24 protein-coding genes are annotated in these 24,970 nt (G+C 58.0%); 15 read left to right on the top strand and 9 right to left on the bottom strand.

All coding sequences use genetic code 11. The annotated features are described in order from the left end of the window. Window positions 1-14: 14 nt before the first annotated feature. Together K0B93_RS15855 and K0B93_RS15850 are read left to right on the top strand one after the other, a co-directional pair. Entirely contained in the window at window positions 15-1,136 is a 1,122-nt protein-coding gene (locus K0B93_RS15855; RefSeq protein WP_219868244.1) for a tRNA-queuosine alpha-mannosyltransferase domain-containing protein, read from the top strand. 29 nt (window positions 1,137-1,165) lie between these two features. After that, on the top strand, window positions 1,166-2,134 hold the full coding sequence (locus K0B93_RS15850) for an NAD(P)H-quinone oxidoreductase (RefSeq protein WP_219868243.1): 969 nt from the start codon (window positions 1,166-1,168) through the stop codon (window positions 2,132-2,134). Between the two features lie 30 nt (window positions 2,135-2,164). Here K0B93_RS15850 and K0B93_RS15845 read toward each other — a convergent pair whose 3' ends face one another. Both K0B93_RS15845 and K0B93_RS15840 read right to left on the bottom strand, forming a co-directional pair. After that, window positions 2,165-3,190, bottom strand: coding sequence for an MDR family NADP-dependent oxidoreductase (locus K0B93_RS15845; protein WP_219868242.1), 1,026 nt, complete (start codon window positions 3,188-3,190; stop codon window positions 2,165-2,167). Between the two features lie 165 nt (window positions 3,191-3,355). Further along, window positions 3,356-4,255 (bottom strand): DUF1853 family protein, encoded by a 900-nt coding sequence (locus tag K0B93_RS15840; RefSeq protein ID WP_219868241.1) that lies wholly within the window; start codon window positions 4,253-4,255, stop codon window positions 3,356-3,358. Window positions 4,256-4,335: 80 nt separating this feature from the next. Here K0B93_RS15840 and gloA point away from each other — a divergent pair, with 80 nt between their 5' ends. From gloA to K0B93_RS15825, 3 genes are all read left to right on the top strand, one after another. Further along, a complete protein-coding gene (gloA, locus tag K0B93_RS15835) occupies window positions 4,336-4,776 on the top strand; it encodes a lactoylglutathione lyase (protein WP_219868240.1) in 441 nt (146 codons plus the stop codon). 95 nt (window positions 4,777-4,871) lie between these two features. Continuing rightward, on the top strand, window positions 4,872-6,275 hold the full coding sequence (locus K0B93_RS15830) for a hypothetical protein (RefSeq protein ID WP_219868239.1): 1,404 nt from the start codon (window positions 4,872-4,874) through the stop codon (window positions 6,273-6,275). Continuing rightward, on the top strand, window positions 6,247-6,621 hold the full coding sequence (locus K0B93_RS15825; protein WP_219868238.1) for a hypothetical protein: 375 nt from the start codon (window positions 6,247-6,249) through the stop codon (window positions 6,619-6,621). Before K0B93_RS15830 ends, K0B93_RS15825 begins: the two co-directional genes overlap by 29 nt. 45 nt (window positions 6,622-6,666) lie before the next feature. On the opposite strand, the gene K0B93_RS19425 is transcribed toward K0B93_RS15825, so the two are convergent. After that, on the bottom strand, window positions 6,667-7,200 hold the full coding sequence (locus tag K0B93_RS19425; RefSeq protein ID WP_324125532.1) for a cold shock domain-containing protein: 534 nt from the start codon (window positions 7,198-7,200) through the stop codon (window positions 6,667-6,669). A 227-nt stretch (window positions 7,201-7,427) separates the two neighbouring features. Here K0B93_RS19425 and K0B93_RS15815 point away from each other — a divergent pair, with 227 nt between their 5' ends. After that, on the top strand, window positions 7,428-7,646 hold the full coding sequence (locus tag K0B93_RS15815; RefSeq protein ID WP_219868237.1) for a SlyX family protein: 219 nt from the start codon (window positions 7,428-7,430) through the stop codon (window positions 7,644-7,646). 11 nt (window positions 7,647-7,657) lie between these two features. Here the strand turns inward: K0B93_RS15815 and dapE are convergent, their stop codons facing one another. From dapE to map, 6 genes are read right to left on the bottom strand one after another with little or no spacing between them, the layout of a single operon-like run. Further along, complete coding sequence (gene dapE, locus K0B93_RS15810; protein ID WP_219868236.1) at window positions 7,658-8,794, bottom strand: succinyl-diaminopimelate desuccinylase; 1,137 nt, start codon at window positions 8,792-8,794, stop codon at window positions 7,658-7,660. Further along, the gene (dapD, locus tag K0B93_RS15805) at window positions 8,781-9,809 is read right to left on the bottom strand and encodes a 2,3,4,5-tetrahydropyridine-2,6-dicarboxylate N-succinyltransferase (protein ID WP_219868235.1); all 1,029 of its coding nucleotides are present in this window, start codon (window positions 9,807-9,809) and stop codon (window positions 8,781-8,783) included. Before dapD ends, dapE begins: the two co-directional genes overlap by 14 nt. Window positions 9,810-9,839: 30 nt before the next feature. Beyond that, on the bottom strand, window positions 9,840-10,187 hold the full coding sequence (locus tag K0B93_RS15800; RefSeq protein WP_219868234.1) for an ArsC family reductase: 348 nt from the start codon (window positions 10,185-10,187) through the stop codon (window positions 9,840-9,842). Further along, window positions 10,184-11,386 carry a succinyldiaminopimelate transaminase gene (dapC, locus tag K0B93_RS15795; protein WP_219868233.1) on the bottom strand — a complete coding sequence of 401 codons (1,203 nt, stop codon included), beginning with the start codon at window positions 11,384-11,386 and terminating at the stop codon, window positions 10,184-10,186. Before dapC ends, K0B93_RS15800 begins: the two co-directional genes overlap by 4 nt. Beyond that, a complete protein-coding gene (locus K0B93_RS15790; RefSeq protein ID WP_219868232.1) occupies window positions 11,383-14,028 on the bottom strand; it encodes a [protein-PII] uridylyltransferase in 2,646 nt (881 codons plus the stop codon). Before K0B93_RS15790 ends, dapC begins: the two co-directional genes overlap by 4 nt. Continuing rightward, window positions 14,029-14,799: a type I methionyl aminopeptidase gene (gene map / locus K0B93_RS15785; protein ID WP_219868231.1), complete on the bottom strand. Its 771-nt coding sequence runs from the start codon at window positions 14,797-14,799 to the stop codon at window positions 14,029-14,031. 252 nt (window positions 14,800-15,051) lie between these two features. On the opposite strand from map, the gene rpsB reads away from it, so the two are divergent. The 9 genes from rpsB (at window position 15,052) to bamA (ending at window position 24,958) form a co-directional block, all read left to right on the top strand. Next, entirely contained in the window at window positions 15,052-15,804 is a 753-nt protein-coding gene (rpsB, locus tag K0B93_RS15780; protein WP_219868230.1) for a 30S ribosomal protein S2, read from the top strand. Between the two features lie 91 nt (window positions 15,805-15,895). Next, on the top strand, window positions 15,896-16,765 hold the full coding sequence (tsf, locus tag K0B93_RS15775; protein ID WP_219868229.1) for a translation elongation factor Ts: 870 nt from the start codon (window positions 15,896-15,898) through the stop codon (window positions 16,763-16,765). Window positions 16,766-16,948: 183 nt separating this feature from the next. Next, window positions 16,949-17,677, top strand: coding sequence for a UMP kinase (gene pyrH / locus K0B93_RS15770; RefSeq protein WP_008170379.1), 729 nt, complete (start codon window positions 16,949-16,951; stop codon window positions 17,675-17,677). A 77-nt stretch (window positions 17,678-17,754) separates the two neighbouring features. Beyond that, window positions 17,755-18,312 carry a ribosome recycling factor gene (gene frr, locus K0B93_RS15765; RefSeq protein WP_219868228.1) on the top strand — a complete coding sequence of 186 codons (558 nt, stop codon included), beginning with the start codon at window positions 17,755-17,757 and terminating at the stop codon, window positions 18,310-18,312. 66 nt (window positions 18,313-18,378) lie between these two features. Then, on the top strand, window positions 18,379-19,149 hold the full coding sequence (gene uppS, locus K0B93_RS15760) for a polyprenyl diphosphate synthase (protein WP_219868227.1): 771 nt from the start codon (window positions 18,379-18,381) through the stop codon (window positions 19,147-19,149). A 22-nt stretch (window positions 19,150-19,171) separates the two neighbouring features. After that, window positions 19,172-20,011 carry a phosphatidate cytidylyltransferase gene (locus K0B93_RS15755; protein WP_219868226.1) on the top strand — a complete coding sequence of 280 codons (840 nt, stop codon included), beginning with the start codon at window positions 19,172-19,174 and terminating at the stop codon, window positions 20,009-20,011. 2 nt (window positions 20,012-20,013) lie between these two features. After that, window positions 20,014-21,198, top strand: a complete 1,185-nt coding sequence (gene ispC / locus K0B93_RS15750) for a 1-deoxy-D-xylulose-5-phosphate reductoisomerase (RefSeq protein ID WP_219868225.1) — start codon at window positions 20,014-20,016, stop codon at window positions 21,196-21,198. A 47-nt stretch (window positions 21,199-21,245) separates the two neighbouring features. After that, the gene (gene rseP / locus K0B93_RS15745) at window positions 21,246-22,595 is read left to right on the top strand and encodes an RIP metalloprotease RseP (protein ID WP_219868224.1); all 1,350 of its coding nucleotides are present in this window, start codon (window positions 21,246-21,248) and stop codon (window positions 22,593-22,595) included. 44 nt (window positions 22,596-22,639) lie between these two features. After that, window positions 22,640-24,958, top strand: coding sequence for an outer membrane protein assembly factor BamA (gene bamA, locus K0B93_RS15740; RefSeq protein ID WP_219868223.1), 2,319 nt, complete (start codon window positions 22,640-22,642; stop codon window positions 24,956-24,958). The last annotated feature ends 12 nt before the right edge of the window (window positions 24,959-24,970 follow it).

Raw genomic sequence — 24,970 nt, 5'->3', positions numbered from 1 at the left:
GGCAAAATGCCTCCATGCCCGATACGACCGAAACACGCAAACCGCGGATCCTCCTGCTCTCTGCCTACGACGCCGGCAGTCACCGGCGTTGGCGGGAGCAGCTCGTTGCCAGCCAGAGTGGATTCGAGTGGCAGACCCTGGCTCTGGCGCCGCGGTTCTTCCGCTGGCGGATTCGCGGTAACGCGCTCACCTGGTTAAACGAACCCCTGTTGCAGCAACGCTGGGATCTGCTGTTGGCCACCTCCATGGTGGACCTGGCCTCCATCAAGGGGTTTCACCCACATCTGGCGAATACGCCGGCCTTGCTCTACATGCATGAAAACCAGTTTGCCTACCCGGAATCGGAGGGCCAGCACGCGAGTGTTGATCCACAGATGGTAAACCTGTTCAGTGCGACAGCGGCGACGGCTGTGCTGTTCAACAGTGCGTGGAACCGTCGGAGTTTTCTGGATGGGGTGGATCGTCTGTATCAGAGGCTGCCGGATGGTGTTCCCGAGGGCTCTCTGGAAAAGCTGGCGGATAAATCCCGGGTGTTGCCGGTACCGATCGAGGACCGGCTGTTTGTTCACCGCGCCAAGCCATTGGACCGGCTCTGCCCGCACCTGTTGTGGAATCACCGCTGGGAGTATGACAAAGGGCCGGAACGACTTCTCTTGCTGCTTGATGCGTTGGTGGAGCGCGGCCAGGAGTTCCGGTTAAGCGTGGTGGGGGAGCAGTTCCGGCAACAGCCTGCGGTGTTCGACGACATCCTTGAGCGCCATGGTGAGCGAATCGTCTATTGGGGCTTCCTGGCCGACCGGGATGAGTATGACCGGCTCCTGACAACGGCTGATGTTGTCGTCTCTACGGCACTACACGACTTCCAGGGACTCTCGATGTTGGAGGCGATGGCGTCGGGGTGCGTTGCCCTGGCTCCAGACCGCCTCGCCTACCCCGAATACGTACCTCAGATTCAGCTTTACCCGAGTGTAATCGACAACGCCTCCGAGGAGGCGAACGGTGCAGCAGATTGTTTGCTGGCGTTACTGAATCAGGGCACCGAGCCATACTCTCCAATACGCTGGAGTCTCGGCAGCCTGGCGGGCGCCTATGAAAATATGCTCATTACAACCGTGGAAAGACATCGGTTATCCTGACCTTATCGTTTAATGCCGAGATAGCAGACATGATGAAAGCAATCAACGTAACCGGTGGCGCCCTTGTATGGGAAGAGTGCGAGAAAAACAGTGAGCTGCCGGCTGACCATGTTGAAATCGACGTTGTCTGGACTGCCATCAACCGTGCCGATCTGATGCAGCGCGCTGGCGTTTATCCACCACCACCAGGCGCTTCCGACATCCTGGGCCTGGAAGTCAGCGGCCGGATTGCAGCCCTGGGTAAGTCGGTAACGGGCTTCGAAATCGGGCAGGAAGTGTGTGCGCTGCTCACCGGCGGAGGTTACGCCACCTCGGTTGCTGTGCCCGCGGTGCAAGTGTTGCCGGTTCCGAAGGGATATTCGCTTCGAAAAGCCGCAGCGATTCCGGAAGTGTTCGCTACCGCTTGGCTGAACCTTTACGAGGAAGCTGACCTGAAGCCGGGGGAAAGGGTTTTATTGCACGCTGCGGCCAGCGGTTTGGGAACCGCGGTCATTCAGTTGGCGACAGCCTTTGGCAACCCGGTATTTGCAACTGCCGGAGACGCCCACAAACTGGAGATCTGTCAGCAACTGGGTGCTAGCGGGGTTTGGAATCGCAAGGACGGTTCATTCGTCGATGCGGTGAAGACGTGGGGCGGCGTCGATATGGTGCTCGATCCCGTCGGAGGCAGCTACATTGCTGAAGACCAGAAAGTCCTGAACGTTGATGGACGCATCGTACTCATTGGCCTCCTTGGCGGGCGGTCAGCCGAGGTAGATCTTGGTGTCATGCTGGTGAAGCGTCATCGCCTGATCGGCTCCACGCTTCGTTCACGGACGGTAGAAGACAAGGGCCGGGTGATGCAGGCGCTGCATCGTCACGTCTGGCCGTTGCTTGGCGCCGGCCAGATTGAGCCCCTGATTGATAGCGATTGGCCGATCACCAGGGTCGATGAAGCCATGGCACACGTCGCAGAAAACAGGAATACCGGGAAGGTTTTGCTTCAAGTCGCGGAGTAACCATCCCGGTTCCTTGTGCTGAGGGTTTGGTCAGTCGGCGATATGGACCAATTGCTTGCCGAAATTCCTGCCCTTGAGCATGCCCTTGAACGCATCAACGGCGTTTTCCAGTCCTTCTGCTACGGTCTCCCGGTACTTGAGTTCACCGGCTGCAATCCGGGAAGCCAGGATATCGGTGATTTCCTGGTGTTTGTCCTGCCATTCCGTCACGAGGAAAAAGCGGTGTTCCGGAACCGGATCCAACGCTTTGAGCACGTCAAAGGGGGTTTCAACGCTGGCCATGTCGGTCGCGTTGTAGGCTGAGACATAACCGCAGATGGGGACCCTGGCGCCATCGTTCAACAACGGCGCGACCGCGCGCGTTACGGCGCCTCCCACGTTTTCGAAGTAGATATCGATGCCATTCGGGCAGGCGGCCTTGAGGTCTTCTTCAAGATTGCCGGCCTTGTAATCCACACAGGCATCAAATCCAAGCTCGTTGACCACAAAGTTGCACTTTTCCGGTCCACCGGCCACGCCGACGACCCGGCAGCCCTCGGTCTTGGCAGTTTGCCCGACGACGGTACCCACCGGGCCCGACGCCGCAGAGACAACCACGGTTTCACCCTTTTGTGGCTTGCCCACATACGTCAGGCCGCAGTATCCAGTGCGTCCGGGCATGCCCGCGACACCGAGGTAGGTCTGCAGAGGCACGTTCTCTTTCTGATGGATTTTGTAGACCATGGGCGCGTCGGCAGGGAAAGTGACGTATTCCTGCCAGCCCGAATAACAGGTCACCAGGTCACCTTCTTTCAGCTTGTCCGAGCGTGACTCGACGATACGGGCCACGCTCTCACCGACGATGGGCTCATCAATTCCAATGGGATCCATGTAGCCCTTGGCATCGTTCATGCGCGGGCGCATGTATGGATCCAGTGAAAGCCAGAGAATTTGCGCGACGACTTCACCATTGTTGGGGGCTCGCACAGGGCGTTGTTCCAGCACCAGGTCGCCGTCCTGGATTTCGCCCTGGGGGCGCTGCTTGAGCACGACGGCTCGGTTTTTGTATTCGCTCACAGTCATCTCCGGTTGCGTAATGAAACCAGATTAGGGTGCAGTACAAACTACCCGTGGTCAACCTCTCATCCCGAAGTATCTATAAAGTCCGTGGGGTTACATTCATTTTAACGGCGGCTATACTCGCCCTCATGCTCAGGGAGCGGTCAGCGTCGGCCGCAGAATCTAGCTTGGCCAGGAGGGCGGGACCACGAACACCCTCCGGCATTCAATCCAGGTCTTGGTGCTGCGATCATACCCGAGCTCCGAAAAAAGGCGTGGAATTCTGTCCTCGTTGATCATCGCTAACGTTTGCGCGGTCTCTTCCGTCGCCGGGCGTTGAGCCTGGCACCAGGGGCCGACCCAGTGGGGTTTGCGCAGCTGCACCCAGGAGGAGGTGTCGGCTTGCTCCAGCTCATCGGTGTAGGCCCACCAACCGCGAAGGTGATTTGCAGGCGCCATGTCTGGTGCGGCCAGGGGGCGGTTCAGGGGATAAAACAGGTACCCGGGCATGAATATTCTCGCGGTGAGCGGCCCGGAGATGCCATGGCTCGACAGCAATTCGAGTGTCTCGGGTTGATGCGTACGTTGGCTTTGATGGTTGATCAGTCTGTCGCTCTTGATATCCAGACGATCCCGGGCGTTAGGTCCGTACCACAGCGCGTCGCCGCCAGGGCTGGGAACGCCAAGGTAATACTTGATGGCAACTTCGTGGTGTTCGATCCGGTCATCCGTCGTGTTGTGAACAATAAAATCGAGCTCCCCGAGGGTGTGCCCGTTGGATTGGATCTGGGCATTTTTTAGAAGGATCTTCCAGCCCAGAAGGTCTGAGAGCAGTACTTCGTAGAGCCGTTCGAAATAGAACCCAAGGCGCCGCTGGGGTGGTTGCCCCAACAGGGCTGGTGCCGTATCGGGTAACCGATCCCATTCCCTGAGCCTTTCAAAATAGTTGGAAGCAAGGTAGCGGTTGGGCTCGAATACAGACGGCGCATTGATTAGCTGGGGCGCTGAGCACAACCACGCAAGGTGCCGTATGGCAGCGTGCCGGAATTCAAGCAGGGTATTGTTGGGGTTACATACATCCATAGATCCAGAATACCGTAAACTACCCGCAAGGTAAGGGTGATTCATCACCCGTCACCAATCGCCTTCAATGAGGATTTTTTATGCAATACCTGCATACGATGATTCGAGTGAGCAACCTTGACGAGACCCTGCATTTTTTCTGCGACCTTCTGGGCATGAAAGAAATCAGCAGAAAGAGCAGCGAGAAGGGCCGGTTCACGCTGGTCTTTCTGGCCACTCCAGAGGACGAGCATCGTGCCCGTGAAGACAAAACACCCATGATAGAGCTTACCTACAACTGGGACCCGGAAGAGTACGATGGTGGGCGTAATTTTGGGCACCTGGCCTATCGCGTGGACGATATCTACGCTCTGTGTGAGCGCCTGCAGGCCAACGGAGTCACCATTAATCGGCCGCCCAGGGACGGACACATGGCCTTTATCCGAACGCCGGATAATATTTCTATCGAACTTCTGCAAAAAGGTGAGTCGCTTCCTCCCAGGGAACCCTGGGCGAGTATGGAAAACACTGGCACCTGGTAACCCTGTGAGGCGTTAGCGAGTGCTCACAAGGGGCCAGATGATTGTAGTGAAGGTCCCAGCATCAGGACGATGCGCTTACAGACATGGAGAATGTTATGGACGATTGGCAAGGATGCCTGGCGCCTGAGTGCCAAGCTGCGTTGGTGCAGGCGAAAGACAGTGTCAGTGATCGCGGGGGTACTGTGATCACGGTTGAGGACTTCCTGCTTGCCCTTCTGGACGCCTGTCCGGATATCCCACAGTTTCTTCGCAGCTGTGGGGTGGATATCGATGAGCTTGTGCGCACGATCCAGTGCGAGCAACCCATTGTTACGGAGGTCGGCGGCGAAGATTTGCTGTCGTCTCAGTTGATTGAGTGGTTTGCGCGTTCCAGAGAGATTAGTGAGGCGCCCTGGCTGAGCTGGAGCGTGCTGTTGAAGGTACTCTCAACGGGTGTGGAACGGTTGGGCAACAAAGCCTACGTTGCGGTACTGGAGCTGGTCCCCCATTGGCCCGGTGTCGCCACAGACGGCTTACCGAGTGGCGTAGAGAACCACACCAGTTCCCCGCTTGTGGTAACAGACCCGGACTGGATGACGTTGGCCGAGGACGTCGCCATCTCGGTTGCCGCTTCCCAAAACGCTCTCCTCTGGGTACGGGGAAAACGGGGGGCGGGAAAATCCTGCTGGCTTCAGGTGATGTTGTCGGCCCTTGAAAGGGACTATCTGGAACTCGATTTACGCCGCGAGGCGGAGGTTCTGGCAAGTGACCTGTGGGTGCTGCCGGGTGTCGAGCCTGGAGAGCGCCATGCCTGGCCTGTATTGGTGCTGGATAATATGCCGCCGTCGGACCTCGAACTCCTCATGGGCCAACCCAAGAGTCTTGCTGCTGAAATGGTCACTGCCTGGAATGGCCCAATCGTGTTGCTCGGGCCCGAGACCACAACCCACGGGAACCAGCGCCTCGACCAGCGGCTCGGCCGTGTTCTGGAAGTATGTGATATGCCGGGTTCCAGTGAGGGGCAGCGCGAAGCAATTCTCACGGCCCACCAGGCGGCCATCGAGAAACGGTGGAACATCGAGCTTCCGTTATCGGTCATTCACTTCGCCGCAACGCGCCGGAGCGAATGCGTCAGCACTCCCGGTGAAATGCTCCAATGGGTTGAGCGTGCAGCGGCCCGGCTGGATCTGTTTGCCCGGCGCGGTCCGTTGGCGGCATTGTCGATTTCCGGCCGGACCGAAACATTGCACCGTCAAAAACTCGTGGCACTGGCACGTTCAGAGCCCCAGGATGGCATGGCCGATGCCCTGGCTGAACTGAAGCTGCAGAAGGCGGCGGTTGAAGTCTCGTGGCACGAACGCCGGGCCGCAGGCACGTTAAGGCGGCTTTCGGTTGCGGATCTGCGATGCGAACTCGAACGTTGGGTTGCAGCTAGCAGCGGGCCGGTCCAATATGTGCTGCATTGTGATCATCAGGATGGAGATTCAGCGGGTGCAGGATCTGGAAATTTACATTCGTGACCTCGCCGAGGGCGCGGTTTCAGGATGGCTGGAAAGTCATCTGGATAATTTGAGGCTTGACGACAGCCAGGTCTCATCGGTGTTGAAGGGTGATGCCACGTTTGAGGGCCAGAGACTGAAAATATCGCTCTACCCGGGAGCGTTCGGAAAGCGCTTTACCTGTCTGGTGATCGAAGGCGAAAACCTGCCCTGGAATACCGATCTCGAGTGTGCCCGAAGCGCCTGGCGGGCCATGGATACCGAGATTCGGTGCAGTCCCGGTGACTGGAAAGAAGGCGAGCCGGTCGAGGATGAGAAGTGGTGGCGACTGGATCACCGGGGCGAGCAGCAGGTCGTCTGGAACTAAAAAAGGCAGCCTGAGGGCTGCCTTCTTCATGGGGTCTGGTCAGGATCAGTCGCTCAGGATAGACACGTTGTCTGCCTGCAGTCCCTTGTCGGCTTCCACCACATTGAAACGTACCAGTTGGCCCTGTCGGAGAACCCGACGACCACGGCCGCGAATGGCGCGGAAATGCACGAATACTTCGTCGCCGCTGTCGCGGACGATGAAGCCAAAGCCTTTCTTGACGTTAAACCACTTTACGGTGCCTTCCTCGTCGCCTTCCGGGCTGCTCTCGTCGTAGTTGTCATCGTCATCATCTTGATAGCCCTGGCTTTGCTGAGCGCGGTTACCGCGAGACGCACTGCGATTGGTGGCCTGCTGTTTGCCAGCGATGGCGATGGTCAGGAAGCCCGCAAAACCGAAAATAACGAAGGCAATGATGTACGCTGCAATGCCCCGATTGCTTCCGAGTGCTTCGACTAGCTCACCTGCGGCGATCAGACGAAGTGGTTCCGGGGTAAAAGAGAGCAGAAGGGCCAGTACCAGTGGTGCGGGAATGGCGATCAGGATAGCAACAAGGATCGCTTTGGCTGGATTACGCATTGACTAAGGTTTCTCCATTCTTGTAACGCTAACGATAAAAAACCGGATATCGGGTAAAATCGCACACCCGGTCGATGAAAACCGCCAAACTTCCTGATTTTAGGAGTGTCGGCGGGCAAAAGCGGCATGATATCAGATTATCCCAATCGCTGACCAAGGGAAGGGACTAGCGAGTTGCCGACAGTCACAATCTCAAGGGATCCATGCATGGGAGTTTCAGTAGCGACATGAGCCAGAAAGATCTGGAAGCACGACTCGATGAACTGGAAACGCGGCTGGCGTTTCAGGATGACATCATTAACACCCTGAGTGAGCAGGTGGCGAAACAGGAGTTGGAGCTTCGGGAACTTTGGGAGGCCAAACAGCTGCTGCACAAACAGCTGAAAGAAGTGTCTCCCTCCAACATCAAAAGTGAGGAAGACGAAACACCGCCTCCGCACTATTGACGTTGATCGGGCTAGGCCAACAGCTCAATGAGGATCTGCTCGTAGATCTCCGAGAGCGTATCCAGATCCTCGGCCTTAACACACTCGTCCACTTTGTGGATGGTGGCATTGGTAGGGCCAAGCTCCAAGACCTGAGCACCGGTCGGTGCGATGAACCGCCCGTCCGAGGTGCCACCGGATGTCGAGAGTTCTGTCTCGCGACCGGTAACGGTCCGGATGGCGTCCTGGCTGGCGGAAACCAGAGCGCCCCGGTCGGTCAGGAAGGGACGACCACTAAGGTGCCATTGCAGGTCATATTTCAGACCGTGCCGGTCCAGGATGGCGACGACCCTTTCCTCGAGACTTTCTGCAGTGTTTTCGGTGCAGTACCGGAAGTTGAAGTGCACCAGGCACTCCCCGGGAATGATGTTGCTGCCGGTGCCGGCCTCCACCTTAGTGATCTGGAACGTGGTGGGCGGAAAAAAGTCATTGCCGCTATCCCAGAACTCCCTGGCCAGATCATCCAGTGCCGGCGCTGCGGCATGAACCGGGTTCTCCGCCAGGTGCGGATAGGCCACATGCCCCTGGATGCCGTGGACCGTCAGGTAACCGTGCAGGGAACCCCGCCGACCATTCTTGATGACATCGCCGACCTCATGAGTACTGGACGGTTCGCCGATCAGGCACCAGTCGATTTTCTCGTTTCGGGCTTCCAGGGTTTCGACGACCTTAACGGTGCCGTCCTGCGCCGGGCCTTCCTCGTCGCTGGTGATCAACAGGGCGATCGAACCCCGATGGTTCGGGTAAGCCTGGACGAATCGTTCGCACGCGGTGACGAAGGCAGCGAGGCTGCCTTTCATGTCCGCCGCGCCGCGACCGTAGAGATAGCCGTCCTTGATGACCGGATTGAACGGGGGGTGGGCCCAGTTCTTTTCGGGCCCGGTCGGTACCACGTCGGTGTGGCCCGCAAAGGCCAGTACCGGCCCCTCCGATCCCTTGCGGGCCCAGAGGTTGTCGGTATCACCGAAGCGCAGGTTTTCGCCGTTAAACCCCAGGGGGGCCAGCCGGGACATCATCAGTTCCTGGCAGCCGGCATCCTCTGGCGTTACGGATTGCCGGCGAATCAGGTCGACGGCCAGTTCAAGGGTTTTTGACTCAGTTGTTTGCATGCAGCTCTTCGTTCAGCTCGATGGCAGACTTGTTGGTTTTGCACTCCACCGCACCGGTCTGGCTGTTGCGACGGAACAGCAGGTCCGGCTTATTGGCGAGATCACGGGCCTTGATGACTTCCACCAGCTCGTTGTTGTCATCGAGCAGGGCGACCTTGGTTCCGGCGGTGATGTACAGGCCCGCCTCAACCTTGCAGCGGTCTCCCAGCGGAATGCCGATGCCGGCGTTGGCGCCGATCAGGCAGTTCTCGCCCACAGCGATAATGATGTTGCCGCCACCGGACAGGGTACCCATGGTGGAGCAGCCGCCGCCCAGGTCAGAGCCTTTGCCTACCATTACTCCGGCGGAAATACGGCCTTCAATCATGCTGGTGCCTTCGGTGCCGGCATTGAAGTTGATAAAGCCTTCGTGCATCACGGTGGTACCTTCGCCGACATAGGCGCCCAGACGAACCCGGGCGGTATCGGCAATTCGAACACCATTGGGAACCACGTAGTCAGTCATTTGCGGGAACTTGTCCACTGACTTCACTTCCAGGGTACGACCCTCGATTCGCGCCTGCAGCTGACGGTCCGGGAGTTCGCCCAGATCGATCGCGCCTTCACTGGTCCAGGCAAGGTTCGGCAGCAGGCCGAAGATACCGTCCAGTTTCAGGCCATGGGGCTTGGCCATGCGATGGGAGATCAGGTGCAGTTTGAGGTAGACCTCGGGCGTGCTGGAGGCGGTGTCGTCTGTCTCCAGAATGGTTACCACGACCGGACGGGTGCTGATGGATGCTTTTTCCGCCAGTACTGCCTGTTCAGTCTGACCTGCCTGACGCAGTGCCTTGGAGAGCTGGCTCAGTTGCTCCGACGTTGCACCGATGGCCTGGTTGCCACCTTTGTAGTCGAGCGCGTTCTGGACAACTTCCATCAGGGTGTTATCGGGTGTCATCACCGGCTGCTGGTAAAACACTTCCAGCCATTGGCCCTGTTTGTTCTGGGTGCCGATACCGATACCGAATGCGAAACTCATCAGGTGGTTGCTCCTTTATATTCGTCAGACTTAAGCGTTTGAAAACTGTTTGGCCCAGTCGTCGGCTTTGAAGCCAACGGAAACGGTGCCGTCATGCTCTACCACCGGTCGTTTTATGATCGACGGATTTTCCAACATGATGTCACGGGCGGATTGGGCGCTAATGGTATCACGAACCTCATCGGGAAGTTGGCGCCAGGTGGTGCCACGGCGGTTCAGCAGGGTTTCCCAGCCGACCGCCTGTTCCCATCGGCTTAAACGGTCCTCATCCAGACCGTCTTTCTTGAAGTCGTGAAATTCGTAGGCAATGCCCTGTTCGTCAAGCCACTTGCGGGCCTTTTTGACGGTGTCGCAGTTCCTGATGCCGTAAATCTTCATGCCTTGTTAGCCCTGACAAATTCAACGATACGCTCTGCCGCCTCCACACATTCCTCCAGAGGGGCAACGAGGGCCATGCGAACCCGATTCTCCCCGGGGTTGTGTCCGTCAACGGTGCGGGACAGATACCGGCCTGGCAGAACGTGTACATTTTGCTGCGCTGACAGTTCGCGGGCGAAGGTTTCGTCGTCCATTGGCGTGACTGGCCAGAGATAGAAGCCGGCGTCCGGGTACTCGACGTCCATGACTTCCCTGAGTATGGGTACAACGGTCTCGAATTTGGCGCGATAGGCCGCCCGGTTTTCCTTCACGTGATCTTCGTCCTGCCAGGCCGCAATGCTGGCCAGCTGGTTGTGAATCGGCATGGCACATCCGTGATAGGTCCGGTATTTCAGATAACCTCGGAGAACGCTCGCATCCCCGGCGACGAAGCCGGAACGCAGTCCGGGCAGATTGCTGCGCTTGGACAGGCTATGGAAGACGATGCAGCGCGCAAAATCGTCGCGCCCGATAGCGGCACAGGTCTGAAGCAAACCTTCCGGCGGATTGGCCTCATCCGGATAGAGCTCCGAGTAACATTCGTCGGATGCGACGATGAAGTCATGCCGGTCGGCCAGCTCGATGATCTTGACCAGCGTTTCCCGTGGAATGACCGCGCCACTTGGATTGCCCGGGGAGCACAGGAACAGGATCTGGCAATCCTGCCAGACCGAGTCAGGGACGGCGTCAAAATCAGGAATAAATCCGTTGGCCCCGTCGCAGGGCAGGTAGACCGGTGTCGCTCCGGCAAGAAAGGCCGCGCCCTCGTAAACCTGATAGAACGGATTCGGGCTCACCACGGTTGCCGAATCGCTGCCGGCTACGACCGCCTGGACCAGTGAGAATATGGCCTCCCGGGTCCCGTTTACCGGAACGACACTGTCAGCGGCGCTGAGCGATCCCGGTGCAAGTCTGAATCGACGGGTGGCCCAGTCGCTGATGGCCTCGCGCAGCTCATCCGTGCCCCTGGTGGTCGGGTAGTTGGCGAGTCTGTCCAGGTTGTCCGCGATGACCCGCTTCACGAATTCCGGGGAGGGGTGTTTGGGCTCCCCGATACCCAGTGAAATAGGCCTCAGATGGTCCGGCGTCTTGATGTCGGCTTTCAGCTTGGCCAGTTTTTCAAAGGGGTAGGGGTGGAGCCTGTCCAGGTTTGGATTCATTGAATGTCGTCCAGCATTTTACAGAGATCTTGCTGCAGTTCCTGGCACACGGCCGGATCACGCAGGGGTTCGCCGTGTTCGTCGGTCACGAAGAAAACGTCCTCAACCCGTTCGCCGAGGGTGGCGATCTTGGCGGTGGTCAGGCGTACCCGATGGTCAAGCAGGACCTGCCCGATTCTCGCGAGCAGACCGGGACGGTCAGGTGTGATGACCTCCATGACCGTGCGTTGGTTTACGGTGTCGTTGGAGAAGGTGACTTCCGTCGGGAAGGCAAAGTGCTTTAACTGCCTTGGGGTGCGGCGGTGGATGATGTCCGGGTAATCGTCCGGGTCATCCAGTTCCTCGATCAGGCGCTTGCGCACGCGTTCCTTCCGGGCCGGATCAATGCCGAGCGGTTGTCCCTTTTCATCAAGAACAACGTAGGAGCTGACGGAATAGGGGCCTTCGCTGGAACTGATCCGGGCATCCACGATGTTGAGATTCAGTTGTTCCAGCACCGCTGTTGTGGCAGCGAACAGCGCTACCCGGTCTCTCATGTAGATGATGATCTGGGAGTAGCCGTCCGTCGGACCGCCACGGGTATCACGAATCAGCACCAGGGGGTCAGGGTTGTCCCCGTGCCGGATAATGGCAGCGGTTTGCCAGGCAATATCGACCGTGGAATCCTGCAGGAAGTAATCCTCGTCCACCGTATCCCAGACGCGATCGATCTGTTCATCGGTCATGTTCTGGGCGTGCAGGATTTCCCGGGCTTCCGATTGGGTGGCGCTTACCCACTCACTGCGGTTGACCGGTGTTTCTGTGCCGCGCCGGAGGGCACGTTTCGCCTCAATGTAGAGCTGGCGCAGCAAAGACGCGCGCCAGGTGTTCCAGAGCCTGGGGTTGGTGGCACTGATGTCGCAGACCGTCAGCACATACAGATAATCGAGGTGTGCCTGGCTGGGTATGGCCTGGGCGAAATTGTGGATGATGTCGGGGTCTGAAATATCCTTTCGCTGTGCCGTCATGGACATCAGCAGGTGATTTTCCACCAGCCAGGACACCAGTTTGGTGTCCCGTTCGCTCAAATGGTGCCGTTGGCAGAAGGCTTCGGCATCAATCGCGCCCAGCTCGGAATGGTCGCCGCCGCGGCCCTTGGCCACGTCGTGATACAGGCCGGCGATGAACAGGGTTTCCAGCTTGGGCAGCCGATGAATCAGTCGCGATGCCAGCGGGTATTCGGTGCGGGCCTCGGTGCTGTTGAGCCTGACCATGTTGCGGATCACCCGCATGGTGTGGGCGTCCACGGTATAAATGTGGAACAGATCGTGCTGCATCTGGCCGATGATCTGCCCGAATTCCGGCAGGTAGCGACCCAGCACGTTGTACTTCTTCATCGACGACAGGGTCTGGTCGAGGGCGTGGGGGGTTCGAAGCAGTTCCATGAACAGGGTGGTGACTGCCAGGTCAGACCGAAACGCATCGTCAACCAGGTGCCGGTGGGCCCGCAGGGATCGGATCGTCGTCGCGCGGATGCCTTTGATGTCCGGGTGCTGCGCCATCAGGACAAAGATTTCCATAATGGCGTAGGGGGCGTAGGCAAACACCTGATTGTTCACCGCCTCAATATAGCGGTTGCGAATCTGGAACCGTTTGTTCAGTGGCTGAATGTCATCTTCGGTGCCGGAGCCCAGAATGGCCTCATCGTAGTACTGCAGAATCACGTCCGTGAGCTCGGCCAGGGCCAGTACAGTTCGGTAGTAGGATTGCATCATCAGTTCCACGCCGAGGCGTTTGCCTTCATCCTTGTAGCCCAGCATCTGGGCGAGGGCGCGTTGATGGTCAAACAGCAGGCGGTTCTCGTTGCGATCGGCAAGCAGTTGCAGTCCGTAACGGAGTTGCCAGAGAAATGTCTCTCCCTGGAACAGAATCTGATGCTCTTCTTCGGTCAGAATACTGAACCGCGTCAGGTCGGCGATGTTCTGCAGGCCGAAATGCCGCTTGGTGATCCAGCCAATGGTCTGGATGTCCCTGAGGGCACCGGGTGAACCTTTGACGTTCGGCTCCAGGTTGTACTCGGTATCGCCATACTTGTGATGGCGGTCCTTTTGCTCTTCCCGCTTGGCGATGAAGTAGTCCCGGTCGCTGCTGACGTTGTCGGAATAAACCTGTTCGCTGAGCACTTCCCGGAGTTCGTCGGGACCGGCAATGGTGCGGGTCTCCAGGAGGTTGGTGAGAATGGTGATGTCGTCCCGGGCCGCTGCCAGGCTTTCATCAATGCTGCGAACGCTGTGACCTATGTCCAGCTTCAGATCCCAGAGGAGGGTGACGAAGGCGCCCAGGTCCTCATGCCAACTGTCGTCAATACCCGATCGGGTCAGGATCAGCAGATCAATGTCTGAGTGGGGGTGCAGCTCCCCCCGTCCATAGCCCCCGACGGCAATCAGGGCAATATCGGGCGAACTGGCGAAGGGGTACCGATTCCAGATGAGCCTGAGAACCGTGTCCACGGTGTTGGCTCGGGAATGCACCAGGGCGCGGACATCGGCGCCCTGGCGAAAAGCCTCTGCGTCGGCATTGTACCGCTCCCGCAAAAGCTCTCTTGCCGCCCGAACCGGTGAGGTATCGTTGCTGATGCGGGATTCCAGTTCGCTCAGGTCCACTTAGAAGGACTCTTCCGTTCGTTTGGTCAGAACCTCGTGCCCGTCTGCCGTGACGAGAATGGTGTGCTCCCACTGGGCGGACAACTTGTGGTCCTTGGTGACAACGGTCCAGCCGTCCGGTAACAGTTTGGTCTGGTACTTGCCCTGGTTGATCATGGGCTCGATGGTGAAGGTCATGCCTTCCTGCAATTCCAAACCGGTTCCGGGTTTTCCGTAGTGCATCACCTGAGGCTCTTCGTGGAATACCTTGCCGATACCATGGCCGCAGTAGTCTCGGACCACCGAATAGCGATGCTTTTCGGCGTGTTGCTGGATAACGTGGCCAATGTCGCCGAGGCGGGTGCCTGGCTTGACCAGCTCAATACCTTTATATAGACACTGCTGAGTGATGTCGATCAGCCGCTCTGTACCTGGCTTCGGTTTGCCCACGATCCACATCTTGCTGGTGTCGCCGTGGTATTCATCCTTGATGACAGTGACATCAATGTTGAGGATGTCTCCGTCCTTCAGGATTTTCTTCTCCGACGGGATGCCATGGCAGATAACATGGTTGACCGAGGTGCAGACCGACTTCGGGAAACCCTTGTAATTCAGGGGAGCAGGAATGGCTTTCTGCTCGTTCACGATGTAATCGTGGCAGATGCGGTCGATCTCCTCGGTGCTGATACCGGGCTTGATATGTTCGCCAATCATCTCGAGCACTTCGGCAGCCAGGCGGCCGGCGACGCGCATTTTTTCGATTTCTTCCGGGGTCTTGATCGATACTTGCATCGGGCTTCCCATTGATTTGTATCAAACCGGCATTTTAAGGGGCTGAGTGGCTGGGTACAAGGAAGGGTGGGCGTAAAAATAATGGCGTTTTCGGAGCGATTTATGGTATAAACGCGCCCGCCGGAAACGAATCCGGCAAATTCGCACACGTGTCGGCACGTTGTCCCAGGGTGCCTCCCTTCAGCTTAGATGAAGGCGGGTTGGGTCAATCGGACGCGTGGAGGACTAACCCGAAGCTAAAAGGTAAATATCATGGCTCAGGTAAATATGCGTGACCTGCTGAAGGCAGGTGCTCACTTCGGTCACCAGACCCGCTACTGGAACCCGAAAATGTCGAAGTTCATCTTCGGCGCCCGTAACAAGATTCATATCATCAACCTTGAGCAGACTGTTCCTGCCATGAACGACGCGCTGAACTTCATTCAGCAGTTGGCAGAGAACAAGAACAAGATCCTGTTCGTTGGCACCAAGCGTGCAGCGGCCAAGATCGTCAAGGAAGAAGCAGAGCGCGCTGGCCAGCCGTTCGTTAACCACCGCTGGCTCGGTGGCATGCTGACCAACTACAAGACCATCCGTCAGTCCATCCGTCGTTACCGCGATCTGGAAGCCCAGAGCAAAGACGGCACCTTTGACAAGCTGACCAAGAAAGAAGCCCTTGAGCGTACCCGTGAGATGGATAAGCTCGAGCGTTCTATCGGCGGCATCAAGGACATGGGCGGTCTGCCGGACGCGCTGTTCGTGATCGACGTTGATCACGAGCGTATCGCCATCAAGGAAGCCAACAAGCTGGGCATTCCTGTCATTGGCGTTGTTGATACCAACAGCGATCCGGACGGCGTTGATTACGTGATTCCGGGCAACGATGATGCCATCCGTGCGATCCAGATCTACGTGAAGGCCGTTGCTGATACCTGTGTCGAAGCGGCTCAGTCTGCCGGCGCGGGCGCTGACGAGTTTGTTGAAGTCAGCGAAGACGCGGAAGGCGCTGCTCCGGCCGCCGAGTAACGCGTCAGCTTCACGTTTGAGATGTAATGTGTGCCCGAACGTGCTTCGGGCACACGTCCTACCGAATTCGGAACAGTTGAGAGGATTGAACATGGCTGCAATTACCGCTGCAATGGTCAAAGAGCTGCGTGAGCGTACCGGCCTTGGCATGATGGAGTGCAAGAAAGCTCTGGTTGAGGCTGAGGGCAGTGTAGACGCCGCGATTGAAGAGCTGCGCAAGTCTTCCGGCCTGAAAGCCGCTAAGAAGGCTGGCCGTACCGCCGCTGAAGGTGTGTCTCTGATTAAGATCTCCGACGACAACACCGTTGCCTACATTCTGGAAGTGAACTCAGAAACCGACTTCGTCGCGCGTGACGATAACTTCCTGAACTTTGCTAACGACGTTCTGAACGTTGCGTTCGAGAAAGGCGAAACCGACGTTGCCAAGCTGATGGACGGTGATCTGGAAGCCAAGCGCGAGGCGCTGGTTCAGAAGATCGGCGAGAACATCACAGTTCGTCGCATCGTGAAGGTTGAAGGTCCGGTTGTTGGTGGATACGTCCACAGCACCAACAAGATCGCTTCTGTTGTTGCCCTGACTGCCGGTGATTCAGAAGTGGCCCGCGACATCGCCATGCACGTGGCCGCTGTTAACCCGCGTGTTGGCAAGCCGGAAGATATGCCTGCTGAAGAGCTGGAGAAAGAGGAGGCCGTCATCAAGGCCCAGCCGGATATGGAAGGCAAGCCTGCCGAAATCGTCGAGAAGATGATGGGCGGCCGCATCAAGAAGTTCCTCAAGGAAAACAGCCTTGTTGAACAGCCTTTCGTCAAGAACCCGGACCAGACCGTGGGCGAACTGATCAAGTCTGCCGGTGGCGAGCTGGTCGGTTTTGTTCGCCTGGAAGTGGGTGAAGGCATCGAGAAAGAAGAAGTGGACTTTGCCGCCGAAGTTGCTGCTGCAGCTGGCACAGGCAAGGCCTGATCTTTCTTTCGGCACTGTGGCGTCGGCCCCAGTGTCATCTGAGTCTGCCACGTTAGTCAGGAATGCCTGGCTTTCGTGGCGGGCTTGTATCTGAGATACCCCTTTTTTTGAGGAGTATGTCAGATACAAGCCTGCGACGCGTTTTACGCCGGACAGCAGCCAACAGACGAAAAGGGGATCACCATGCCGACATCATCGAAAACCCAGCCCAGATACAAGCGTGTTCTGCTCAAGCTCAGTGGCGAGGCCCTGATGGGGGAGCACGATTTCGGCATTGATCCCAAAGTTCTTGATCGTATGGCCCTTGAGATTGGCGCCCTGATCGGCATCGGCGTTCAGGTTGGCCTCGTTATCGGTGGCGGTAACCTGTTTCGCGGCGCCGCCCTGAATGCGGCCGGCATGGACCGCGTGACCGGTGATCACATGGGAATGCTTGCGACCGTGATGAACGGTCTGGCCATGCGCGATGCCCTGGAGCGCTCGAACATCCGTACCCGGGTCATGTCGGCCATTCCCATGAGCGGCATCGTCGAGCATTATGACCGGCGCCGTGCGGTTCGAGACCTGAAAGACGGCGACGTGGTGATCTTCTGTGCCGGCACCGGCAACCCGTTTTTCACAACTGATTCCGCAGCCTGCCTCCGTGGCATTGAAATCGAAGCGGATGCCGTGCTCAAGGCGACCAAAGTCGATGGCGTCTACTCCGCTGATCCGCATCTGGACAGCTCCGCGGAAAAATACGACTACCTGACCTATGACGAAGTCCTGGACAAGAAACTGGGTGTCATGGATCTGACCGCCATCTGTCTGGCGCGCGATCACGGCATGCCGCTGCGAGTGTTCGATATGAACCGCGCCGGCGCCCTGACCCGCATCGTGACTGGCGAAAAAGAAGGTACACTGATCGAATAAGCAGGCGTTTCGGGGCTGAAGCAGCGCTGAGACCATATGGCACGAATTGATTTGACGAACGAATTGAGGATGCTGAAGTGATTAATGACATCAAAGCAGAAGCCGAGAAGAAAATGACAAAGAGCCTGGACGCTCTCCACGCGGCGTTCAACAAGATCCGCACGGGCCGGGCTCACCCTTCCATTCTGGACGGCGTAATGGTCAATTACTACGGCCAGGAAACGCCGCTGAAGCAGGTCGCAAGCATTAACGTTGAGGATAATCGGACGCTGGCGGTGTCCCCCTGGGAGAAGAACCTGGTTCCGACCATCGAGAAAGCGATCATGAGTTCTGACCTGGGGCTGAATCCCGCCACCAGCGGTGACCTGATTCGTATTCCGATGCCGATGCTGACGGAGGAAACCCGGAAAGATATGGTCAAGCAGGCGAAAGCCGACGCCGAGCATGGCCGGGTTTCCATCCGCAATGCCCGCCGGGATGCCAACAGCATGATCAAGGAACTGCTGAAGGAAAAGGAAATCACCGAAGACGACGAGCGCAAGGGTGAGGACGAGATCCAGAAGCTGACTGACCGATATATCGCGGAAGTCGAGAAAGCCCTGAAGGCAAAAGAAGAGGACCTGATGGCGGTTTGACCGCCTGGGTTGATCTGTAAGCGAACGATGGCCGGGGCAATGCCTCCCGGCCAAGCAGAGGATTTCATGACGGGAACGGTATCCGCAGAGATTCCGGTGTCGGCGGACAGTAGCCCCCGGCACGTGGCGATTATCATGGACGGTAACAATCGGTGGGCGAAACAGCACCGCCTGACCGGGGTGGCCGGACATAAGGCGGGCGTCGATGCGGTCAAGGCTGTGGTGGAAACCTGCGGTCGTGAAGGGGTTGAGGTGCTTACCCTGTTCGCGTTCTCCAGTGAAAACTGGCGTCGACCGCAGGACGAAGTGTCAGCGTTGATGAAGCTGTTCCTCTTTGCGCTTGAGCGGGAAGTCCGCAAGCTGCACCGCAACAATATCCGCCTCCGGATCATCGGGGATCGCACGGCGTTCAGTTCCCTGTTGCAGCAGCACATGAAAGAGGCGGAAGAGCTTACCCAGCACAATACCCGCATGACGCTGGTGATCGCGGCAAATTACGGTGGGCACTGGGATATCGCTCAGGCAACCCGGCAGGTTGCCACCAAGGTGCGGGCAGGGCAGATCGAGCCTTCGGACATCACCGATGACCTCATACAACAGCATCTGAGCATTGGCGACCTGCCCATGCCGGACTTGATGATCCGGACGGCCGGTGAGCAGCGAATCAGTAATTTCATGCTCTGGCATCTTGCCTACACCGAACTGTATTTCTCGCCGGTTTACTGGCCGGACTTCAAAGCTGATGAGATGCGTAAGGCACTTGAGGCATACGCTGGACGTCAACGCCGTTTCGGCCAGACCGACGACCAGATCGCTGCCAAGGCATCACAACAATAATGAACCCATAGCGACCATCACTGTGTTAAAAACCCGAATTATTACAGCGCTGATACTGGCTCCGATTGCCATCGGCGGCATCTTTTTTCTGCCACCGCTGGGTTTTGCCCTTTTTACCGGTGCAATCATCACGCTGGGAGCCTGGGAGTGGGCCAATATGTCCGGCATTGAAGGGCAGGTCGGCCGGGTGGTTTATGCCGCCGTGACGGCGGTGGTTCTGTTTGGCCTGCTTAATGTGCCGGCGGTGGCTGTTCTGTGGCTGGCGGTGCTGTGGTGGGCTGCCTGCTTCCTGATGGTCCGCAGTTATCCTGCCGGGTCCTCTCGATGGGGTAGTGTGCCGGTGCGGGCGGTCATGGGGCTGTTGGTGCTTGTCCCGGCCTGGGTGGGACTCAATCACCTCCGAACCGGAGGACTCGACTTTGGCGCCGTCACCAACAGCTTGTGGGCCATCCTCTACGTCTTCTGTGTCGTCTGGGTCGCCGATATCGGCGCCTATTTCGCCGGGCGAGCCTTCGGAAAGGCCAAACTGGCGCCCCGGGTCAGCCCCGGTAAATCCTGGGCTGGGGTCTGGGGTGGTCTGGTCGCGGTTGGCGTCTTCGCCATCCTTGTCAGTCTGTTGGCCTCTGCTGGCGGATCTGAGACCGTGTTTCTGGTTCTTGCCAGTCTGGCGACAGGCCTTGTTTCCGTCCTGGGAGACTTGCTGGAAAGCATGCTGAAGCGTTTTCGGGGAATCAAGGACAGCAGCCAGCTGCTGCCGGGTCACGGGGGGATCATGGATCGAATCGACAGCCTGACGGTTGCCATACCGGTGTTTGCCCTGATCATCACCCAACTTGGCTGGCTCACCGCCGGGCAATGGTAACCATGGTCACGCGCCGCCTGACAATTCTGGGAGCCACGGGCTCCATTGGTCTGAGTACGCTGGATGTTATCCGGCGTCATCCCGACCGTTTCTCGGTCTACGCACTGACTGCCGGCACCCGCGCTCGCGAGTTGGCTACCCTGTGTCGTGAATTCCGCCCCGAAGTGGCGGTGATGGCCGATCCCAAGGCGGCGGACGAGCTTGCCGAGCTGCTGTCCGACCTTACTGCAATTCAGGTGCTCTCCGGTTCCGAGGGGCTGTGCGAGGTGGCCTCCTCGGCTCAGGTTGACACCGTAATGGCAGCCATTGTGGGGGCGGCTGGCCTGCCTCCGACGCTGTCCGCCGCGCGCGCTGGCAAGCGGGTGTTGCTGGCGAACAAGGAAGCGCTGGTGATGTCGGGTAAGCTGTTCATGGATGCCGTGGCTGAATCCGGTGCGGAGTTGCTGCCAATTGATTCGGAGCACAACGCGATTTTCCAGTGTATGCCCTCCGATCGGATTCGGGATCCCGAGGGCGCCGGTATTTCGCGAATCCTGTTGACGGCATCGGGCGGTCCCTTTCGGGAGCACAGTGCCGAGGCATTGCGGGCGGTTTCTCCCGAGCAGGCCTGCGCCCATCCCAACTGGTCAATGGGGCAGAAAATCTCCGTGGATTCCGCCACCCTGATGAACAAGGGGTTGGAGCTGATTGAGGCCTGCTGGCTGTTCAATACCACGCCGGAACGAATCGAAGTGCACGTCCATCCCGAGAGTATTATCCATTCTATGGTGGAGTATGTGGACGGCTCCGTTCTTGCCCAGTTGGGCAGTCCGGATATGAGAACGCCGATTGCCAACGGTCTGGCCTGGCCCGAGCGCATTGACGCCGGTGTAGCGCCGCTGGATCTGTTTTCCATTGGCCGTTTTCATTTTGAGCGTCCGGACCTGGTTCGCTTTCCGTGCCTGAGGCTCGCGGCCGAGGCGTTTGACGCCGGCGGTACTGCGCCCGCTGTCCTGAATGCCGCGAACGAGGAGGCGGTGTCAGCCTTTCTGGCAGGTAACCTGTGTTTTGCCGATATCCCCGTTATTATAGAGCGGACGCTGGCCGCCACCGCGGTGGCTCCCGCGGACAGTTTTGAAACCATTTTCGCCAAGGACACCGAGGCCAGGCAGCGGGCGCGGGAACAGATCGGCTTGTTAACTGTCTGAAATACATCGCAGTTTCTGTCTCGCTCTAGCCATCAACCGGGAAAGCTATGCAGATAATCGAAACCATTCTGGCACTTGCGCTGACGCTCGGGATCCTCGTCACGCTTCATGAGTATGGCCATTTCTGGGTCGCCCGTCGCTGTGGCGTGAAGGTGCTCCGATTCTCAGTGGGTTTCGGCAAGCCGCTGTTCTCCTGGTACGACCGCCATGGGACGGAATTCGCCGTCGCTGCGATACCGCTGGGTGGCTATGTCAAAATGCTGGATGCCCGGGAAGGGCCGGTTCCAGAGGAACTGGAGGACCAGGCGTTCACGTCCAAACCGCCGTCCAAGCGCATTGCCATTGCTGCGGCAGGGCCTGTGGCCAATTTCATGTTCGCACTCTTCGCCTATTGGCTGCTGGGCATTGTCGGCGTAACGGCGGTCGCGCCGATTGTTGGTGATGTCGCCCCGGATACCGTGGCGGAGCGCATGGGGCTTCGGGAAGGCATGGAGCTGCATGCGGTCGACGGGCACCGGGTCACGTCCTGGCGGGACGTTAACATGCGCTTGTTGGAGCGCGCGGGTGAGCGCGGTGAAATCGCTATCGAGGTGTCCGATAGCGGAGCCCGTGGAACCATTACCGGTGAGCTCGGGGGCTGGCGTCTGAGCAATGAATCGCCAAACCCGCTGGGGCAGTTTGGTATTACACCCTGGCGCCCGGACGTTCCTCCGGTTCTCGGGCAGATTTCCGATGGCGGTCGGGCCGAGCAGGCAGGTCTGCGTCCGGGTGATCAGGTGTTGGCGGTTGATGGTGAACCGATCGGTAACTGGTTCGAACTGGTGGACCTTATCCGGAGTTCCCCGCAGCAGACGCTGGCATTGACGATTGAGCGGGAGGGTGCTGAGCGCACGATCGAGGTAACGCCCGAAGCGAAAGTCGCGGAAGAAGGCGAAACCATTGGTTTCCTGGGCGCTGGCGTGCAACCGGTTACCTGGCCCGACGAGGTGTTGCGGGATGTGAGCTACGGGCCGCTGGCCGCCATTCCCAACGCGGTCAGCGAAACCTGGGCGGATACCCGCCTGACGCTCGTTGCGATCAAGAAGATGGTTACGGGACTGCTGTCACCGACGAACCTCAGCGGGCCCATTACCATTGCCAGGGTTGCCGAGGCCAGCGTCAGTTCCGGATTCGAGGATTTTGTCCGGTTCCTGGCCTATCTCAGTATCAGTCTGGGTGTCCTTAACCTGTTGCCAATTCCGGTTCTCGATGGTGGCCATATTGTCTACTACACCATTGAAGCCATTCGCGGGAAGCCTCTTTCCGAGGAGGCCCAGGCGCTCGGGTTACGAATTGGTATGACACTGATTCTCACATTAATGGTGTTTGCTCTTTACAACGACCTGATGCGGTTGTGAGAATTGCGAGCTCCTTACGCGCATTAACCAGGCGAAATATTTGAATGAGACGTTCTCTTCTAGGTGTAGCCATTGGCCTCGCTTTAGCCACGACCGGCATGAAGCCAGCTCTTGCAGATGAATTCACGGTTGCGGACATTGAGGTTGAAGGCCTGCAACGGGTATCTGCAGGTACCGTTTTTTCTGCCTTTCCCGTCAACATCGGCGAGCAGGTTGATCCTGCCGAACTCGCCGATGCAATCAAATCCCTGTTTGGAACCGGTCTCTTTACCGATATTGAAGCCAGCCGAGATGCCGGCGTTCTGATTCTGACGGTCCGTGAGCGGCCTTCCATCAGCGACATCGAGATCGAGGGTAACAAGAACATCGAGACCGAAATGCTCATGGACGCATTGTCCGGAGCCGGTCTTCAGGAAGGGCAGGTGTTCCGGCGCGCCACACTTGAGCGGCTGGAGCTGGAAATTCTTCGCTCCTACATTGCTCAGGGTCGTTACAACGCGCGGGTCAAGGCAACAGCTGAAGAATTGCCAAGGAATCGGGTCTCGATTCGTCTGGAAATCAACGAAGGTACCGTTGCGGCCATTCATCACATCAACATAGTAGGCAATGAGGATTTTGAGGACGAACAACTGCTTGACCTGTTCGAACTCCAGACCAGCAGCTGGTGGAATTCCATCACCAACGCGGACAAGTATGCCCGTGAACGGCTGAGCGGTGACCTTGAATCCCTGCGATCCTTCTACCTTGACCGCGGCTATCTGGATTTCAACGTGGAGTCCAGCCAGGTATCGATCTCTCCGGACAAACAGCAGGTCTTTATTGCCATTGCCCTGAATGAGGGGCCGCAGTACACCATCTCTGAAATCAATCTGCGCGGCGACCTGATTGTCGGTGAGGAGGAGCTGCGAAAACTGATTCCGGTGGAAGAGGGGGATGTGTTCTCCCGGGCGCGCATGACCGCGATTTCCGAGGCGTTGGCATTCCGGTTGGGGCGTGAGGGTTACGCGTTTGCCAATGTGAATGCGGTCCCCGAGCCCGGAGAAGACAACACGGCTGAGGTCACCTTCTTTGTTGAGCCTGGTAAGCGCGCCTACGTGCGCCGGGTGAATTTCGACGGCAACGTATCCACCCGTGATGATGTCCTGCGTCAGGAAATGACCCAGATGGAAGGCGGCATTGCATCGTCTGACCGCATTGAATTCTCCAAGACCCGACTTGAGCGCCTCGGCTTCTTCAAGACGGTGAACGTAGAGACGGTTCCGGTGCCGGGTACCGATGATCTGGTGGACGTGAACTACAGCGTTGAAGAGCAGCCCACCGGCAGCCTGTCTGCCTCTGTCGGCTTCTCCCAGGACTCCGGGGTGATCCTCGGCGCGAACGTGTCGGAGAACAACTTCTTCGGAACCGGCAAGCGCGTGTCGTTTGGGGTCAACGTCAGTGATTCCGTCAAGAGCGCCAACGTTTCCTACCTGGACCCTTACTACACGGTGGACGGTGTGAGTCGCGGGTTCAGCCTGTTTGCGCGCGAGACCGATTACGAGGAAGAAGACATTTCGTCATACCTGCTGGACGAGTATGGCGGCCGGGTGACCTTCGGCTATCCAACGGATAACATCACGCGTCTGAATTTTGGTCTTGGTTATACTCGGTCCAACATCAAGGAAGGGGCGTTTACCTCCCAGGAAGTTCTGGAATTTATTGATGAAGAGGGCGATTCCTTCGACAACTACTTCCTGTTCGGAAGCTGGCGGCGCAGCACCCTGAACCGGGGTGTGTTGCCGAGCGACGGTTACAGTCATTCCGTGTCGCTGGATGTCGCGGTGCCCGGCAGTGATCTGACCTTCTATAAATTGAGCCACAAGACCGATTTCTATCAGCCGCTGACCGATTCGGGCCGCTGGATAGTGCGCGCCCGAACCGATATCGGCTATGGTGATGGCTACAAGGATCGCACTCAGATGCCGTTCTACGAGCATTTCTATGCCGGTGGGTATGGTTCCGTTCGTGGTTATGAGGCGAACTCACTGGGTCTGAGGGCAACCAACAGCCCGAATGATCTGTCTGAGCCGGATCCCTTCGGTGGTAACCTGCTCACAGAGGGCAGTCTGGAGCTGATTTTCCCGACGCCGTTTGCCGGCGACAGCCGCTCCATGCGCACAGCGTTCTTCGTTGATGCCGGCCAGGTCTTCGACACCGACCGTGGCTTTGATCCGACCCTGGATGAGGTGAGATTGTCCGCCGGTGTCGGCTTCCAGTGGATTACTGCAGTTGGTCCGCTGGCCTTCAGTCTTGCGCAACCTCTGAACGACAAGACTGGTGATGATACCCAGGTGTTCCAGTTCTCCCTGGGCCAGACGTTCTGACGAATGACGAAA

Origin of the sequence: Marinobacter sp. F4218 (genome assembly GCF_019443085.1) — a bacterium.
Lineage (GTDB): Bacteria > Pseudomonadota > Gammaproteobacteria > Pseudomonadales > Oleiphilaceae > Marinobacter > Marinobacter albus.
This window is presented reverse-complemented; position numbering and strand designations above follow the sequence as displayed.